This window comes from Kitasatospora sp. NPDC001540 (assembly GCF_042894345.1).
In the GTDB taxonomy this organism is placed as follows: Bacteria; Actinomycetota; Actinomycetes; order Streptomycetales; family Streptomycetaceae; genus Kitasatospora; species Kitasatospora phosalacinea_C.
On record NZ_JBIAVO010000005.1, the window covers coordinates 154,705 to 170,462 of the forward strand.

Annotated in this window: 18 protein-coding genes; 11 read left to right on the top strand and 7 right to left on the bottom strand. The window is 76.7% G+C overall.

Annotated elements, in window-relative coordinates; genetic code table 11:
- Position 1: 1 nt before the first annotated feature.
- From ACFY00_RS09150 to ACFY00_RS09160, 3 genes are all read left to right on the top strand, one after another.
- A complete protein-coding gene (locus ACFY00_RS09150) occupies positions 2-1,096 on the top strand; it encodes an ABC transporter ATP-binding protein (protein ID WP_388028916.1) in 1,095 nt (364 codons plus the stop codon).
- A gap of 280 nt (positions 1,097-1,376) precedes the next feature.
- Positions 1,377-2,054 (top strand): HAD family hydrolase, encoded by a 678-nt coding sequence (locus ACFY00_RS09155; RefSeq protein WP_388028917.1) that lies wholly within the window; start codon positions 1,377-1,379, stop codon positions 2,052-2,054.
- Positions 2,054-2,374, top strand: coding sequence for a DMT family transporter (locus ACFY00_RS09160; protein ID WP_388028920.1), 321 nt, complete (start codon positions 2,054-2,056; stop codon positions 2,372-2,374). The genes ACFY00_RS09155 and ACFY00_RS09160 overlap by 1 nt, the downstream gene beginning before the upstream one ends.
- A 33-nt stretch (positions 2,375-2,407) precedes the next feature.
- On the opposite strand, the gene ACFY00_RS09165 is transcribed toward ACFY00_RS09160, so the two are convergent.
- The gene (locus ACFY00_RS09165; protein WP_388028922.1) at positions 2,408-2,845 is read right to left on the bottom strand and encodes a MarR family winged helix-turn-helix transcriptional regulator; all 438 of its coding nucleotides are present in this window, start codon (positions 2,843-2,845) and stop codon (positions 2,408-2,410) included.
- 107 nt (positions 2,846-2,952) lie between these two features.
- Between ACFY00_RS09165 and ACFY00_RS09170 the strand changes: the two genes are divergently transcribed.
- The 4 genes from ACFY00_RS09170 to ACFY00_RS09185 all read left to right on the top strand — a co-directional run bounded on the left by ACFY00_RS09170 (position 2,953) and on the right by ACFY00_RS09185 (position 6,196).
- Positions 2,953-3,885: an alpha/beta hydrolase gene (locus ACFY00_RS09170; protein ID WP_388028925.1), complete on the top strand. Its 933-nt coding sequence runs from the start codon at positions 2,953-2,955 to the stop codon at positions 3,883-3,885.
- Positions 3,886-4,005: 120 nt separating this feature from the next.
- A complete protein-coding gene (locus ACFY00_RS09175; RefSeq protein WP_388028927.1) occupies positions 4,006-4,581 on the top strand; it encodes a DUF6584 family protein in 576 nt (191 codons plus the stop codon).
- A gap of 32 nt (positions 4,582-4,613) precedes the next feature.
- Positions 4,614-5,072: a DUF6584 family protein gene (locus ACFY00_RS09180; RefSeq protein WP_388028930.1), complete on the top strand. Its 459-nt coding sequence runs from the start codon at positions 4,614-4,616 to the stop codon at positions 5,070-5,072.
- A gap of 104 nt (positions 5,073-5,176) precedes the next feature.
- Positions 5,177-6,196: a quinone oxidoreductase family protein gene (locus ACFY00_RS09185; RefSeq protein ID WP_388028931.1), complete on the top strand. Its 1,020-nt coding sequence runs from the start codon at positions 5,177-5,179 to the stop codon at positions 6,194-6,196.
- Between the two features lie 51 nt (positions 6,197-6,247).
- Here the strand turns inward: ACFY00_RS09185 and ACFY00_RS09190 are convergent, their stop codons facing one another.
- The 5 genes from ACFY00_RS09190 to ACFY00_RS09210 form a co-directional block, all read right to left on the bottom strand.
- Positions 6,248-7,492 (bottom strand): glycoside hydrolase family 3 N-terminal domain-containing protein, encoded by a 1,245-nt coding sequence (locus ACFY00_RS09190; protein WP_388028932.1) that lies wholly within the window; start codon positions 7,490-7,492, stop codon positions 6,248-6,250.
- Positions 7,493-7,573: 81 nt separating this feature from the next.
- On the bottom strand, positions 7,574-8,275 hold the full coding sequence (locus ACFY00_RS09195) for a phosphonatase-like hydrolase (RefSeq protein ID WP_388028935.1): 702 nt from the start codon (positions 8,273-8,275) through the stop codon (positions 7,574-7,576).
- Between the two features lie 48 nt (positions 8,276-8,323).
- Positions 8,324-9,445, bottom strand: a complete 1,122-nt coding sequence (locus ACFY00_RS09200) for a TIGR03364 family FAD-dependent oxidoreductase (protein WP_388028937.1) — start codon at positions 9,443-9,445, stop codon at positions 8,324-8,326.
- A 114-nt stretch (positions 9,446-9,559) separates the two neighbouring features.
- Positions 9,560-10,072 carry a pyridoxamine 5'-phosphate oxidase family protein gene (locus ACFY00_RS09205; protein ID WP_388028939.1) on the bottom strand — a complete coding sequence of 171 codons (513 nt, stop codon included), beginning with the start codon at positions 10,070-10,072 and terminating at the stop codon, positions 9,560-9,562.
- Positions 10,073-10,193: 121 nt separating this feature from the next.
- Positions 10,194-10,832, bottom strand: a complete 639-nt coding sequence (locus tag ACFY00_RS09210) for a phosphatase PAP2 family protein (RefSeq protein WP_388028941.1) — start codon at positions 10,830-10,832, stop codon at positions 10,194-10,196.
- A 184-nt stretch (positions 10,833-11,016) separates the two neighbouring features.
- On the opposite strand from ACFY00_RS09210, the gene ACFY00_RS09215 reads away from it, so the two are divergent.
- From ACFY00_RS09215 to ACFY00_RS09225, 3 genes are all read left to right on the top strand, one after another.
- The gene (locus ACFY00_RS09215) at positions 11,017-11,457 is read left to right on the top strand and encodes a BlaI/MecI/CopY family transcriptional regulator (RefSeq protein WP_388028942.1); all 441 of its coding nucleotides are present in this window, start codon (positions 11,017-11,019) and stop codon (positions 11,455-11,457) included.
- Complete coding sequence (locus ACFY00_RS09220; RefSeq protein WP_388028945.1) at positions 11,454-12,434, top strand: M56 family metallopeptidase; 981 nt, start codon at positions 11,454-11,456, stop codon at positions 12,432-12,434. The genes ACFY00_RS09215 and ACFY00_RS09220 overlap by 4 nt, the downstream gene beginning before the upstream one ends.
- A 192-nt stretch (positions 12,435-12,626) precedes the next feature.
- On the top strand, positions 12,627-14,009 hold the full coding sequence (locus ACFY00_RS09225; protein ID WP_388028947.1) for a GAF domain-containing protein: 1,383 nt from the start codon (positions 12,627-12,629) through the stop codon (positions 14,007-14,009).
- Here the strand turns inward: ACFY00_RS09225 and ACFY00_RS09230 are convergent.
- Positions 13,928-14,428, bottom strand: a complete 501-nt coding sequence (locus ACFY00_RS09230; protein WP_388028948.1) for an SsgA family sporulation/cell division regulator — start codon at positions 14,426-14,428, stop codon at positions 13,928-13,930. The genes ACFY00_RS09225 and ACFY00_RS09230 overlap by 82 nt on opposite strands.
- A gap of 305 nt (positions 14,429-14,733) precedes the next feature.
- Here ACFY00_RS09230 and ACFY00_RS09235 point away from each other — a divergent pair, with 305 nt between their 5' ends.
- Positions 14,734-15,660, top strand: coding sequence for a hypothetical protein (locus ACFY00_RS09235; protein WP_388028950.1), 927 nt, complete (start codon positions 14,734-14,736; stop codon positions 15,658-15,660).
- Positions 15,661-15,758: the final 98 nt, after the last annotated feature.

Sequence of the window (15,758 nt, forward strand, 5' to 3'; positions counted from 1 at the left end):
CATGAGCACCGCCACCCTCCCCCTCGCCCAGGACGCCGCCGCGGGCAGCGCCACCGTCGAATTCCGTTCGCTGCGGCGGCAGTTCGGCGCCACCACCGCCCTGGACGGCCTCGACCTGACCGTCCGGCCCGGCGAACTGCTCGCCCTGCTCGGCCCGTCCGGCTGCGGCAAGACCACCGCGCTGCGGATCCTCGCCGGGTTCGAGACCCACGACTCCGGCGAGGTCCTGGTCGACGGCGAGGACATCACCCGCGTCCCCGCGCACCGCCGCGACGCCGGCATGGTCTTCCAGTCCTACAGCCTCTTCCCGCACCTGACCGCAGCCGACAACGTCGCCTTCGGCCTGCGGATGCGCGGCGTCGGCAAGGCCGAACGGCTGCGCCGTGCCCAGGAGTTGCTGGAACTCGTCGGCCTGCCGCAGCGCGCCGCGCACTACCCGCACCAGATGTCCGGCGGCCAGCAGCAGCGCATCGCGCTGGCCCGCGCGCTCGCCCTGCAGCCGCGCGTCCTGCTGCTGGACGAACCGCTGTCCGCCCTCGACGCGAAGGTCCGGCTCGCGCTGCGCGAGGAGATCCGCCGCCTGCAGCAGGAACTCGGCATCACCACCCTGTTCGTCACCCACGACCAGGAGGAGGCCCTCTCGATGGCCGACCGGGTCGCCGTCCTGCGTGCCGGACGCCTCGAACAGTGCGCCACGCCTTCGGAGTTGTACTCGAGCCCGGCCACCGCGTTCGTCGCCGAGTTCGTCGGCACCATGAGCCGCCTCCCGTGCACCCGCACCGCCGACGGCCACGTCGAGGTCCTCGGCCGCCGCCACCCCGTGGACGGCGCCCTCCCCGCCGACGGCCCGCTGCACGTCCTGGTCCGCCCCGAGCACGTCCGGCTCACCCCCGCCGCGGAGGGCCCCGCCCTGGTCGTCGCCGCCGCCTTCCTCGGCGCCGTCACCCGCCTCACCGTCCGCCTCCCCGACGGCACCGAGGTCAAGTCCGACCTCCCCACCGAAACCGCCACCACCCTCCCCCTCGGCTCCCCCGCCACCCTCACCCTCCCCGACCGCCCCGTCCTCGTCGACCGGGCCCCCACCCCCCACCCCTGACCCCTCCCGCCCCGCCAGGGACTTCCCCTCCCCCTCCCCAACCCCCACCCCGCCAGGGGCTCCCTCTCCCCTCCCCATCCCTCGCCCCGTCAGGGGCTTCCCCTTCCCCTCCCGTCCCTCGCCCCGCCAGGGGCTCCCCCTCCCCCAACTCCCCGCCCCGCCAGGGGCGCGGGGAACTGCGCGCAGCGGAAGGAGCCGCCCCGGAACCCGCCCACCGCCGACCAGTCGCACCCGCCGTCCACCCACCCGGAACGCCCGAAAAACCCCGTAAGGTACCGCCATGCCTGCACCCCGCCCCGCCGCCGTCCTCTTCGACATGGACGGCACCCTGGTCGACACCGAGCACCTGTGGTGGCAGGCCGCGGCCGAACTCGCCGCCGAGCTCGACCTGACCCTCACCGACGAGGACCTCCCCGACGTCCTGGGCCGGGCCGTCGAGCACACCGCCGCCCACCTGCACCGCAGCAGTCGCACCGCCCGCCCCGAGGCCGACCTGGTGGAGCGCCTGAACGAGTCCTTCGCCGCCAAGGTCGAGGCCGAGATCGTCCCGCGCCCCGGCGCCCTCGCCCTGCTCGCCGCGCTGCGCGCCGCGGACGTCCCGACCGCCCTGGTCTCGGCCTCCCCGCGCCGGGTGGTGGACCTCGTCCTGGCCGCCCTGGGCCCGCACCGGTTCACCACCACCCTCGCCGCCGAGGACACCCCCCGCACCAAGCCCGCCCCGGACCCGTACCTGGCCGCCGCCGCCCGCCTGGGCCTGGCCCCGGCGGTGTGCGTGGCCGTCGAGGACACCCCGACCGGCGTGGCCTCGGCCCGCGCCGCGGGCTGCCCGGTGCTGGCGGTGCCGTCCGCCGTCCCGATCCCGGCCGCCGCGGGCACCACCGTGCTGGACAGCCTGGAACGGGCGGACCTCCCCCTCCTCGCCGCCCTCACCGCGCCCGCCGCCCCCGCCGCGCCCTGATGCCGTACGTCCTGCTCGCCCTGGCGATCGCCAGCGAGGTCTGCGCGACCAGCCTGCTCAAGCTCACCGACGGCTTCTCCCGGCTGTGGCCGAGCCTGGCGGTCGCGGTCGGCTACGTGCTGTCCTTCGCGCTGCTGGGCCGGGCCCTGAAGCACATCCCGGTCTCGGTCGCGTACGCGGTCTGGTCGGGCGCGGGGACGGCGGCCGTCGCGGTGATCGGCGCCTGCTTCTTCGGCGAGTCGCTGGGCCGCCCGCAGTGGTGCGGGATCGCCCTGGTGATCGTCGGCGTGGTGCTGCTCAACCTCCGCCCCGCGCACTGACACCACCCACCGACCACCGGCCCCGCCCCGCACTCACCCCACCTGCTGCGCCTCCAGCTCGGCCCGGAGGGCGGCCAGGGTCGTCGCGAGGCGGGCCAGTTCCTCGGGCGGCACCGAGGCGGTCAGCGCGGCGGTCTCGGCCTCCACCACGGGGCGGGCCGCGGCCAGTTGGGCCTCGCCCTCGGGGGTGAGCCGGAGGATGGAGGAGCGGCGGTCCTCGGGGTGCGCGACCCGCTCGCACCAGCCCGCCTCCACCAGCCGGTCGACCGCCTTGCTGACGGCGCCCACGGTGATCGCGACCTCGGCGACGAGGTCGAGGACGCGGCACCCGGGCACCCGGTCGATGATCTCCAGGAACTCGAACTGCCCCAGCCCCAGGCCTCGTTGGGCGCGCAGCCGGGCGTTCACCGCGTTGTAGAGCCGGGTCTCGACGCGGACCAGGTCGACGAAGGTCGAAGTGACGTGGCTCACATTTCCTCCAATAGATTCTCAGGAATCATCTTCCTCAGAATATGGTTCAACCCAGCAGATGGATTCCTGGGAATCCATCCTCGCACACCGACCCCTTGGAGGCCCCCGTGTCCCGTCAGCAGCGCGAAGCCCTGGACGCCCTGCTCCGCTCCGCCCCCCGCCCCGAGACCCCGCCCACCCCCGAGGAGCAGCGCACCGGCTTCGCCCTCGGCGTCGGCCGCCCCGCCGCGGAGGGGGTGGCCGTCCGCCGGACCGTCCTGGGCGGTCGTCCGGCCCTGGAGCTGGAGCCGGCCGACGCGGCCGACGACCACGGCCGGCTGCTCTACCTGCACGGCGGCGGCTACCTGGTGGGCTCGCCGGACACCCACGCGGGGCTGATCGGCGAACTGGCCCGCCGCGCCGGGCTGCGCGCCATCTCGCCGGACTACCGGCTGGCCCCCGAGCACCCCTTCCCCGCCGCCGTCGACGACGGGCTCGCGGCCTACCGCGAACTGCTGGAGTCGGGCACCGACCCGCGGAGCCTCGTGCTGGCCGGTGACTCCGCCGGCGGCGGGCTGGTCCTCGCCACCCTGCTCGCCGCCCGCGACGCCGGGCTGCCGCTGCCCGCCGCCGCGGTCCTCTTCTCCCCCTGGACCGACCTCACCCTCAGCGGGGCCAGCTACCGCTCCCGGAAGGAGGCCGACCCGATCTTCACCGAGGACGACATCCGCGCCTACGCCGACCACTACCTCGGTGCGCGCGACCGGACGAACCCGCTGGCCAGCCCGCTGTTCGCCGACCTCACCGGGCTGCCCCCGCTGCTCCTCCAGGTCGGGGCGAACGAGCTGCTGCTCGACGACGCGGTCCGGCTGGCCGCCCGCGCGGCCGAGCAGGACGTCGCGGTCACCCTCGAAGTGGAGTCCGGCCTCCCGCACGTCTTCCAGCACCAGTTCGGCCGCCTCGACGAGGCCGACGCCGCCCTGGAGCGCGCCGCCCGCTTCCTCACCGCCCGCCTGGCCGCCGCCCGCCTCGACGAGGCCGACGCCGCCCCGGCCCAGTGAACCGACCCGCTGAACCGACCCGCTGAACCGACCCACCGACCCACCGCCCCGCCCGCCCGATCGCAGGCCCGCCGGAACCGGCTTGACCCGGCCCCCGGCGGGCGGCGACGATCCCGGGCCATGAGCGTCGAATCCACCCTGGCCAGGGCCGCGGCCGAGCTGCGGGCGGGCCACCACCCGCAGGCCCGACGGCGGCTGCACGGCCTGCTCTCCGGCCGCCCGACCGACCTGACGGTCCGCCGCCACCTCGCCGACGCGTACCGCCCGACCGGGCAGCGGGACGAGTCCGGCCGCTGGAACTACCTGGACGAGGCGCTGAGCCCGGCCGAACTCGCCGCCTTCGAACGCCGCTTCCCCGATCCGGCCCGCCGCCTGCGCGTCCTGCGCTGGCCCGACCCGGCCCGCACCCCGCCGTCCACCCCGCTCGCCCGCCGACGCCTGGCCGCCCTGTACCGCGAGGCCACCGGCACCGCCCCCGACTGGCCCGACCACCGGAAGGACGCCGCGACCCCGGCCCCCGTACGCCCGCGCTCCGCCCGCCCCGCACGCCCGCGCGCCGCCCGCCCCGTCCGGCTGCTCTACGGCCCGACCGGCCGAAGGCCCGAACTCCCGCCGCACCGCGCCGCGTTGCGTCTCACCCTGGCGCTCCTCGGAGCGCTGCTCCTGCTCACGGCGGCGGCACGCGTTCTGCTTTGACGCCCGGGCCCGGAACGGCGACGATCCGGGGCATGAGCGTGGAGTCCACCCTGGCGAAGGTCGAGACGGAGCTGCGGGAGGGCCGGCACCGGCAGGCCCGGCTGCGGCTGCGCGTCCTGCTGTCGAGCCACCCGACCGACCTGACGGTCCGGCACCGCTTCGCCGATGCGTACCAGCGGATCCAGCACCCGGAGCAGGCCGGGCGCTGGAACTACCTGGACGAGTCGCTGACCCTCTGGGACCTCTGGGCCTTCGAACGCCGCTTCCCCGACCCGGTGCGGCGACTGTCCCTGCTGTGCTGGCCCGACCCGGCCCGCACCCCGCCGTCCACCCCGCTCGCCCGCCGACGCCTGGCCGCCCTGTACCGCGAGGCCACCGGCACCGCCCCCGACTGGCCCGACCACCCGGAGGACGCGGCAGTGCGGCGGCGCCCGGAGGGCCGCACCCGCCTGGAGGCCGACCGGGTGCTCGCCGAACTGCGGGAACGCTAGGGGTACTGCCCCGTCGGGCCGGTCTGCCCGCCTGCCTGCCCGCCCGCCGGGAATCGGATCTCCGTCAATGGGGTTGGGGCGGATGAGCCGATATCGGAGGGGTCATGCGAGCGATTCAGGTGTACGGGGTGGGCGGTCCCGAGGTGCTGCGGGAGGCCGAGGTGGACCAGCCGCGGCCGGGTCCGGGCGAGGCGGTCGTGGAGGTCGCCGCCTCCGGGGTCAACTTCCTCGACGTCTACTACCGCGAGGGTCGGTACCGCCTCCCGCTGCCCTTCACCCCGGGCTCCGAGGGCGCCGGGACGGTCGTCGAAGTCGGCCCCGGCGTCACCGACGTCGCGGTGGGGGACCGGGTCGGCTGGGTGGAGGTTCCCGGCACGTATGCCGAGCGGGCCGTCGTGGACTCCTCCCGGCTGGTGCCGCTGCCCGACGACATCGGCTTCGAGACGGCCGCCGCCGTGCTCCTCCAGGGCATGACCGCGCACTACCTCGTCAAGGACGCCTACCCGGTCCAGGAGGGCGACACGGTGCTCGTGCACGCGGCCGCCGGTGGCATGGGGCTGCTGCTGACCCAGCTCGTCACCCGTCTCGGCGGCAGGGTGATCGGCACGACGTCGACCACGACCAAGGCCGAGCTGGCGAAGCGTGCCGGTGCCGCCGAGGTGGTCCTGTCCTCCGCGGTCGACGATCTCGCGGCCGAGGTGAGGCGGCTCAACGGCGGTCAGGGGCTGCCGGCCGTCTTCGACGGCGTCGGCGCGCACACCTTCGACGCGAGCCTCGCCAGCCTGCGGCCCCGCGGCCGTCTCGTGCTCTTCGGTGCGGCGAGTGGCGCCGTGCCGCCGTTCGATCCGATGCGGCTCGCCCAGGGCGGTTCGCTGACCCTGATCCGGCCCAGCCTCGGGGACTTCATCGCCGATCGGTCCGAACTGCTCCGACGGGCCGCCGACGTGTTCGAGTGGGTGCGCTCCAAGGCGCTCGAGGTCACCGTGACGGGCCGCTACGCCCTGTCCGAGGCGGCCCGGGCCCACAGCGACCTGGAGGCTCGGCGCACCACCGGCAAGCTGCTCCTCGTGCCCGGTGCGACCGTTGTCGGAGGTGGCGGGGGACGCAGGGCTGATCGCGGGTGACGAGATCGGGGATCTCAGAGTCTGATGGCCCCGACTCCGTTGCCGCGGAAGCTACTTGAGCGAGGTCCGCAGCGCGTCGACCCGGTTCGCGGAGGCGGTGAAGTCCGCCCGGTCGAGTTCGCCGGAGGCCAGCGCCGCGCCGAGCGCCGCCGCGGCGCTGTCGCCCTGGGCGACGTCGCGGCCGGAGCAGAGCAGCAGGTCGACGCCCGCGTGGGCGACGGCGAGGGCGCGCTGCGCGGTGCCGCCGACCGGGTCGAGCGCCTTGGCCTCCAGCGCGTCGGTGATGGTGACGCCCCGGTAGCCGAGGCGGGAGCGGAGTTCGTCGCGGACGATCGTGCCGGACATCCCGGCGGGGGTGCCGGGGTCGAGCGCGGGGTAGATCGCCCAGGAGAGCATCACCAGCTTGCTGCCCGCGGCGATCGCGTCCCGGTAGGGGCGTTCGTCGACGGTGCGCAGCCGGTCCAGGGAGGTGTTCAGGGTGACGGGCTGCTCGTCGGTGTTGGCGCCCGCGGGCGCGCTGCCGAGGCCGGGGAAGTGCTTGGCGGTGGCGGCGACCCCGGCGCCCTGCTGGGCCTTGAGGAACGCGGAGCCGAGCCTGCCGACGACGGCGGGGTCGGTGCTGTAGGAGCGCTGCGCGGAGTCGGCGAAGTCGCCGGGGGTGCGGTAGACGTCCAGCACGGGCGCGAGGTTGAGGTTCAGGCCGTACTGCCGGAGCGCGGCGGCGGCCTCGCCGCCGGTGCGGGTGGCGGCGGCGACCGGGTCGGCGGAGCGGCCGACGTCCTTGGCGGACTGCTGCGGGCCGCCGGGCACCCGCCGGACGAGTCCGCCCTCCTGGTCGGTCATCAGCAGCAGCGGGCGCGGGCTGGGGCTCTGCTGCTCGGCCTCGCGCAGCCGGGCGACGGCGGTGCGCAGCGCGCTCGCGTCGGTGCCGACGTTCTCGGCGAAGAAGATCACCCCGGCGACGCGCCCCTCCCGCACCCGCTGGAGCAGCGCGTCGGGGACGGTGGTGCCGGGGTACGAGTAGACGATCCGCTGTCCGACGAGCTGGGCGTCGTCGGTCGGCGCGGGTGTCCGGCTGGGCGTGGGGCTGGGGGTCGGCGAGGGCGAGGGGGACGGCGACGGCGTCGGCGTCGGCGTCGGCGTCGGGGAGGGGGAGGAACTGCTGGGCCCGGCGCCGCTGCTGGTCGTCCCGGCGGTGCCGGACGGGGAGCTGCCGCCGTTGCCGGAGGAGCCGCAGCCGGTGAGCAGCGTCAGGCCGAGGGTGAGCACTCCGAGCGAACGCAGTGACCGCAACATGCCATCAGATAAGCACGCAGGACCCGCACGGACCAGCACCGGGCGGCCCCGGGGCGTCGCCGGGGCCGCGGACGGCGTCCGTCAGCGGGCGGCCAGCAGGCCGGGCAGTTCGGCGACCGAGGCCAGCACGTGGGTGGCGCCGTCCGCCCGCAGCCGGGCCTCGTCGTGCGCACCGGTCAGCACCCCGGCCACCACCGAGGCCCCGGCCCGGACGCCGGTGAGCATGTCGTAGCCGGTGTCCCCGGCCACCGCGACCTGCCGCACCGAGTCGGTGCCGGTGCGCAGCAGCGCGGTGAGCGCCAGGTCGGGGTAGGGGCGGCCGCGGCCCGCGTCGGCGGGGCAGAGCGTCAGGTCGGCGACCTGCTGCCAGCCGAGCGCGTCCAGGATCCGGTCCTGGGTGCTGCGCGCGAACCCGGTGGTCAGCACCACCTTCCGCCCCTGCCCGCGCAGTTCGGCGATCGCCTCGGCCGCCCCGGGCAGCGCCGCGCAGCGCCCCTGGTCGACCTGCTCCTCGTAGGCCGCCTCGAAGGCCGCGTTGGCCTGCTGGGCGCGCTCCTCGTCCCCGAACAGGTGCCGGAAGACCGAGATCTTCGACTCCCCCATGGTGGCCCGGACGTGGGCCAGCATCCCGGCGTGCTCGGGGCTGCCGGTCTCCACCCCCTGCGATCGGGCGGCCGCGGCGAAGGCCAGCTCCACCAGTCCGTCGTCGACGACGGTGGTGCCCGCCATGTCGAGCACCACCAGGGTCACGTCCGGGGTCACGTCGTACGTGGTCATGTCCATCCTCATCGTTGTGGCGGGTCTCGTCGCGGGCCCCGTCCGGGGCCCGGCTCACAGCCCCGCAGCGTCCGCCGTGTCCGCGGCGATCGCGGGCGAGCAGGTCATCCCGCGCCCGCCCGGTCCGGTCACCAGCCAGGCGCCGTCGGCGAGTTGCTGCCGGTGCACGACCAGCGCCGGGTCGGTGCACTGGGCGTAGACCCCGGCCCAGCGGCGGCGGACGCGGGGCAGCGGGCGGCCGAGCAGGCCCGCGGCGACCTCGGCGAGGTGGTCGTACGGGTCCTCGACCACGTCGAAGCCGAAGGGCTGGTCGTACTCGTGGGTGTCGCCGACGGTGAGCGAGCCGTCCCGCCGCTGCACCATGAGCAGTTGCATCCGGTGCTGCTCGGCGACCGGCGGCTGCGGCTGTCCGGCCCGCAGGGCGTCCAGTTCGGGGCCGGCGAAGGCGGGGTAGTAGCGGAAGGAGTCGCCGTCGGCGACGGAGGTGGTGAGCGGCTCGTCGAGCGGGTCGGTCTGCATCATCTGGAGGCGGACGCGGCGCACCGGCAGGTCGGGGGCGAGTTCGCGGACGAGCCCGCCGAGCCAGGCGCCGGTGCACAGCAGGACGAGGTCGCCCTCGTGCAGCTGCCCGTGGTCGTCGCGGACGGCGCGCCCGCCGACCAGGTCGCGGACCTCCCGCCCGGGCAGGAAGGCGTAGCGGCCGGTGGCCTCCAGCGCGGCGCGCAGCGCGGGCTGGGCGGTGCGGGGTTCGACGGCGGCGTCGCGGGCGCAGTGCAGTCCGGCCAGGTAGGTGCCGCGCAGGGCGGGGTTGAGGGCGCGGACCTCGTCGGCGTCGAGCAGCCGGTAGCCGCGGGCCGCGGCGTCGGGGAGCTTCAGGGCGGCTTCGGCGACGGCGAGTTCGGCGGCGGTGCGGACCAGCGTGAGCGAGCCGTTGGGCCGGAACCCCAGGCCGGGGACGCGGGCGCCGATGCCCTCCCACAGTTCGCGGGCGCGCAGGGCGACGTCCAGCTCCGGCCCGGCGGCCCGTCCGCTGACCCAGACCAGGCCGAAGTTGCGGACGGAGGCGCCGCGGGCCTCGCTCTCGCGCTCCAGGTGGACGACCTCGTGGCCGCGTTCGACGGCCTGCCAGGCGTGCATGGTGCCCAGCACGCCCGCTCCTACGACGATGACTCTCATGCGGACAGGCTGGGGCGCCGAGGTGGCCGCCGGTCGTCGGGCTCCCGTCGCGGAGGTGAACCGCCCGCAAGAGTTGTCCATACAACCTGGCCGCCCCGGCGCCGTCGGGCGCCCTCAGCGCAGGACGCGCGCGTGCAGGTACTCGCGCCGCCCGAACCGCGGCTCGTCCACCGCGGTCAGCTCCTCCACCTGGAAGCGGTACAGCGCGGCCGCGCCCCGCCCCTCCAGGAACTGGGCGGCCACCTCGGGGTCGGCGGCGAACGACGGGTAGCGGCCGCGGTAGGCCGCCAGCGCCGCCTCGGCCTGCCGCCCCCAGGCCTCGCCCGCGCTGCCGGTGAGCTGGATGCCGCGCAACTGCTCGCCGTACGCGGGCGGCGGCAGGTGGACGGTGGCGGCGGCCCTGGCCTCCTCGGCCAGGTTCAGGCTGTGCCGGGCGGAGCGCTCGCTGACGAAGTACAGCACCAGGTCGGCGTCGAACGCGTAGAAGGCCAGGTTGGCGTGCGGTCCGCGCTCGGGCCCGGCGGTGGCGAGGCTGAGCACCGCGCTGTCCGCGAGCAGGCCCTCCACCCCCTTCCCGAGCTCGTCCGCGGGCCAGTTCCCCTGGATGACGTCGAGTCGGTACGGCATGGCGCGTCCCTCCGCGGAGCTGCAGGAAAAAGCGAGCCGGGCGGGGGAGTTCACCCCCGCCCGGCTCACATGCTCCCGCCGCGCGGCGCGGCGGCACAAGAGGCCGGCGCGCCCCGCCCGGTCAGGCCGTTCCGGCCCCCAGGACGGGGGCGAGCGGCCCGCCGCGCAGCCGGTCGACCAGCGGCGCGGCCCGTCCGGCCAGCAGTGCCAGCGGGGCCGCGACCAGGACGCCGACCAGCGCGGCGACCAGCACGTCGTGCGGGTAGTGCGCGCCGACCCAGACCCGGGAGGCGCCCATCAGCACGGCGGCGAGCAGTCCGATCCAACCGAGCCGGCGGTCGGCGTACCAGAGCGCGGTGGCGGCGGCGAACGCGGCCACCGTGTGGTTGCTCGGGAACGACCAGTCGCCGGGCGGCGGGCAGGCCTCCAGCGGCACCGTGGCGGGGATCTGCTGGCACGGCCGGACTTCCTCGACCAGCGACTTCAGCACCGAGTTGACCAGGTAGGCGGCCACCACGACCAGCGGCGCGGCCAGCACCCGGGCCATCACCGCCGAGTCGGCGGCCCGGGCCCGCCACCAGGCCCACACCATCAGCAGCGCGAACACCGCGAGGCCGAGCGCGGACCACTCCTTGACGAGCTGGTCGAACCAGTGCGGAGCCGAGGCGGCCCACCCGGTGACCCGGGTGTAGAGGCCGCCGTCGATGCCGCTGCCGTCGTAGGCGAGCAGGTGGGCAGGGGAATGAACATTCGGGATCACAGGGACAACATGTACCAGAACGGGCGAGGTGAACGGTTCACTCGCGGCTCCGGGGAGCGGGGTCAGGGGCAAGGCTGGCGGACCTCCCGTTACGTTGGGGGGCGTCCGCACGGGGCACTCCCCAGCGTCTACAGTGCTGTAGACGTCGACAGGACTGTAGACGAATCCCGGAGGTCCGCGCGACATGACGGACGGCACGACGGACGACACGACGCAAGGCCCGGCGGGCTCCGTGCCGGACGACGCGGCGGGCGCCGTACCGGGCCCGCCCGCCCGGCGGCCCGCGGGCGAACTGGAGGCCCAGGTGCTGGCCGCCCTCTGGGCCGCCGACCGCCCGCTCACCCCGCAGCAGGTGCAGCAGGCCATCACCGCCGACCTCGCCCGCACCACGGTCGCCACCATCCTCGCCAGGCTGCACGAGAAGGGCACCCTCGCCCGCACCCGGGCGGGCCGCGGCTTCGCCTACACCCCCACCGTCCAGGACGCCGACGGCCTCGCCGCCCGCCGGATGCGCACCGAACTCGACCGCGGCCGCGACCGCTCCACCGTCCTGGCCCGCTTCGTCTCCGACCTCTCCGACGAGGACGAGCGCCTGCTGCGCGACCTGCTCGGGGAACAGCCGTGACGATCGCCGTCTGGGCCCCGCTGCTGCTGCCGCTGCTGGCCGCCCCGCTCGCCCGGCGGCTCGCCGAGCAGCTCGCCCCGCGCGCCGCCGCCCTCACCCTGGCCGCCACCGCCGTCGCCCTCGGCACCGCCACCCTGGCCTCGCTCGCCCTGCTCGCGGTCACCGGCCTGCTGCACCTGCCCTACGGCGCCGCGCTGGCCCACCTCTCCCCCGCGCACTGGCACCCCGGCGAGGTCCCCGACCTGGAGTGGGGCCCCACCGCCGGCCTCGCCGCGGCCGCCCTGCTGGCCGTCGCCGCGCTGGCCGCCCGCACCGCCCGCCACCAGTACGCCGACCTGCGGCGCGCCCGGACCGCCACCGGCGACGGCCCGGCCGGGCTGCGCGCCCTGGTCCGCCGCCCCGGCCCGGCCGTCCCCGCGCTGACCGTCCTCACCGACGAGCGGGCCGACGCGTACGCCCTGCCCGGCCGCCCGCCCCGGATCGTCGCCACCACCGGCATGCTCGCCGCCCTCACCGGGCCCGAACGCACCGCCCTGCTCGCCCACGAGCGCGCCCACCTGGCCGGGCGCCACCACCTGCTGCTGGCCGCCGCCGAGTACGCCGCCGCCTGCCACCCCGCGCTGCGGCCGCTGCGCACCGCCCTCGGCTACCACCTGGAGCGCTGGGCGGACGAGTGCGCCGCCACCGAGGTCGGCGACCGCGCCCTGACCGCCCGCGCGATCGGCCGCGCCGCCCTGGCCGCCGCCCGCACCGCGGCCCCCGTCCGCGCCCACCTGACCCCCGCCGCCACCAGCGGCCCCGTCCCCCGCCGCGTCCGCGCCCTCCTGACCACCCCCGCCCCGACCCGCCCCCACCCCGCCCTGCGCACCCTCGCCGCCCTCGCCCTGGCCGGCTGCCTCACCACCACCACCTGCGCCGCCGCCGAAGCGGGCCACGACTTCCACCACGCCGTCGAAACCGCCCAGGGCGACCGCTGACCGCCAGACCCGCCCGGCCCGCGGACAACCACCCGCGCCCCCGGCGCGCGCTCCGGCGCGCGGCGGGCGTGGAAACGGGAAACCGACCAGTCTGCATCATCTCCGGGGGCCCGGACGACTCTTTTTCCCGCCCCGGCGTGTCCGCCCGGAGCCCCCGTAGGCTGGCAGCCGGACGGGAGACGGGGGGATGCCATGCGGCGGGTCGGAGGCGGCGGCACGCCGCCCGCCCGGGCCGGGGGCCGGGGGCCGGAGCAGGTGCCGCAGCGCGGCGTCCGCCCGGAGATCGGGGACTCCTGGGCCCGGCTGCGCCGCCTCGGGATGGACCCGGATCGCGGCCAGGAGCCCCCGCGGCTGGGGGCCGGGGAGCTGGAGGAGGCCCGCCGGGCCACCGGCCTGGAGCAGGTGCTGCCGGTGCTGCGCTCCACCCTGTTCCTGCCGGGCGACGCCTCACCGGTGGTGCTGACGGTCTCCGACCCGAAGGCCCGGGTCCTGTGGTGGGACGGCGAGCGGAAGCTGAAACGGGACGCCGACTCGATCGGCTTCGGGGCGGGCGCGCTCTGGTCCGAGGACGAGGTCGGCACCAACGGCATCGGCCTGGCCACCCGCACCGCCCGCGCCAGCACGGTGCACTCCGTCGAGCACTACCTGCGCAGCCACCGCGGCTGGAGCTGCGTGGCCGTCCCGGTCCGGGACCCGCGCACCGGACGGCTGGCCGGAGTGGTCAACCTGAGCAGCCCGGCCGCCGAGAGCCACCCGCTGCTGCGGCAGTTGACGCTGTCCGCCGCCCGGCTCGCCGAGACCGAACTGCGGGCCGGGCACCTGGAGGCGCTGCACCGGCTGCGGACGGTCGCGGTGCCGCTGCTGGCCCGCTTCGGCGGCCCGGCGCTGGTGGTGGACGGCGCGGGCTGGACGGCCGCCGCGACCGGCCTGCCGGGGCCGCCCCGGCTGGCGCTGCCGCCGGACAGCTGGGGCGCGGGCGGGGTGCACTGGGTGCCGACGCTCGGCGAGTGCGCGGTGGAACCGCTGGCCGACGGCTGGCTGGTCCGCCCGGCCGCGCTGCTCCCGGCCGAGATCGCCGAGCGGGCCGAGTCCGCGGTGCTGGAGCTGGACCTGCGCCGTCCGAACGGCCCGGAGCTGCGGGTGCGCGGCAGCGCGGGCGCCTGGTCGCACTCGCCGACCCCGCGGCACGCCGAACTGCTCCTGCTGCTGGCCCTGCACCGGGACGGCCTGAGCGCCGCGCAGCTCGCCGAGGCGCTGTTCGCCGACCCGGCCCGCACCGTCACGGTCCGCGCCGAACTCTCCCGGCTGCGCCGGTACCTGGGCGCCCTGCTGGAGGCCCGGCCGTACCGGCTGGCGGCCTGCGCGGAGGTCACGGTGCTCGGCCCGGACGACCCGTACGACCTGCTGCCCGGGTCGGACTCGCCGACCGTGCGGCTGCTGCGGGCCGACCTGGCGCGCGGCGTGCTAAGGCTGCCGGACCGGGGCGACGGCGGTCAGCCCTCGGCCAACAGTTCGGCCAACTCCTCGTCGCTGGGCAGCAGTTCGGCGGCGGTGCCGTCCGGCACCAGGGCATAGGTGCGTTCCAGCCAGGCTCGCACCTGCGGCCGGGACGCCTCCAGCAGGGCGCTGCCGTGCGGGGACTCCAGCGCCAGGTGCAGGGTCGCCCCGTGGCAGGGGCAGTGCGCGGGCCACAGCTTGACGTCGCCCTGGCCGCTGAGCGACTCCAGGCCGTCCCGCAGCAGGTCGCGGGAGAAGACCCAGTCCGCTTCGTCGAGGCGCCCCAGGTGGAAGGTCAGGCGCACCTCGTGCGGCGCGGCGGCCGCGTACCGGAACCGGGTGCGCACCTCACCGACCAGGTCCTGCTCCAGCGCGATCCGCAGCACCAGCACCTCCTCCACCACCGAGGGGGGCACGGTGGCGCCGTCCCGGCCGCCGCCCGTGGGGGTGGCGGCGATCGGCTGGTCGGAAGGGGCGGACAGCGGGTCGCACGGCATGACGATCTCTCCGAAGCGGCTGGGTACGGCACCAGCGTGCTCCGGCGCGCGGCCGCCCGCAACGGTTGCAGGGGGTTGCACGGGGGCGCGCGGACGGTCCTGCCGGGCCGGTGGCGGCACCACCGGTGTGCCCCAACTCACCCTTCCGGCAAGGGACTCGATTTGACCGCCGGGTTTCGCCCGGGATCTGGCGGTCCGTCAGACCGCTGGTAGTCTCGTCCCTCCCGCCCCGTTCGTCCGGGCCCTTCCGGTCCGCGCACGGGGTGCGGCTACGCGTGCGGACCTGTACCAGGAAGGGGAGCCCGGTGGCGCTCCGCGAGCACTCCAGGCCCGTCACCGCGGGCCGGTCGGGGCGGCACGGCCGCCCCAGGCCCTTCGTCGGGTGGCTGCGGCTGCCCACCGTCCGGTTCTCCGGCGCGGCGATGGCGATGTCCACGGTGGTCGGGATCAGCCTCGCCACCACCTGGCTGCTGAACGAGCAGCAGCAGGTCGGCCGCCGCGCCGACGTCACCGTCGGCGGCCCGCCCGCGCCCAGCCCCGACGCCACGCCCAGCGAGACCCCGGCGCCCGCGCCGGGCACCACCGTGCAGGCCGCCCCCGCGACGGCGGGCGGCGCCGCGACCGGGGGCGCCCCGTCCGGGAGCCCCGGCGGCGTCCGCCCCGCCGAGGCCACCACGCCCGCCCCGCCGGTCCGCCCCGCCGAGGCCGCCGCCACCACCGCCCCGGCCGCCCCGGCCGTCACCGCGAACCCGTCCCCCTCGCCCGCGGACACCCCGTCGGCCCGGCCGGTGTCGCCGACCGCGCGCCCGTCGGCCCCCGCCCCGTCCGCGCCCCCGTCCCCCAGCGCCTCCGCACCCCTGCCGCGCACCCTGCTCGGCACCGCCCGGACGGACCTGATCGGCCCCACCGGCACCCGGCACACCCTGCGGCTCGACCTCGCCGAGACGATGACGGCCCTGCAGGTCGAACTCCGACTGAACCGTCCCACCAGCCTCCCCGGCACCGCCCCCGCCACCGACCTCCCGGACGCGGTCGTCACCATCGCCGCGGAGCGCGACACCCTGGTCTACCGCTTCGCCGCCCCCGCCGACCTGCCCCCCGGCCGCTACACCTTCACCGTCACCGGCGCCCTCCCCGCCCCCACCGCAGCCCCCACCGCCCCCGAAACCTGGACCGCCTCCGCCTTCGCCCTCCCCACCACCCGAGCCCTCGCCACCCGCGGCACCTTCTGACCCCCACCCGAGCCCCGTCAGGGGCCCGGGGAACGGCGGGCTCAAGCTGCTACCGGCCGGAGCCCACCGAAGGCCCGAGCTGCTTCGGGCCAGGACAC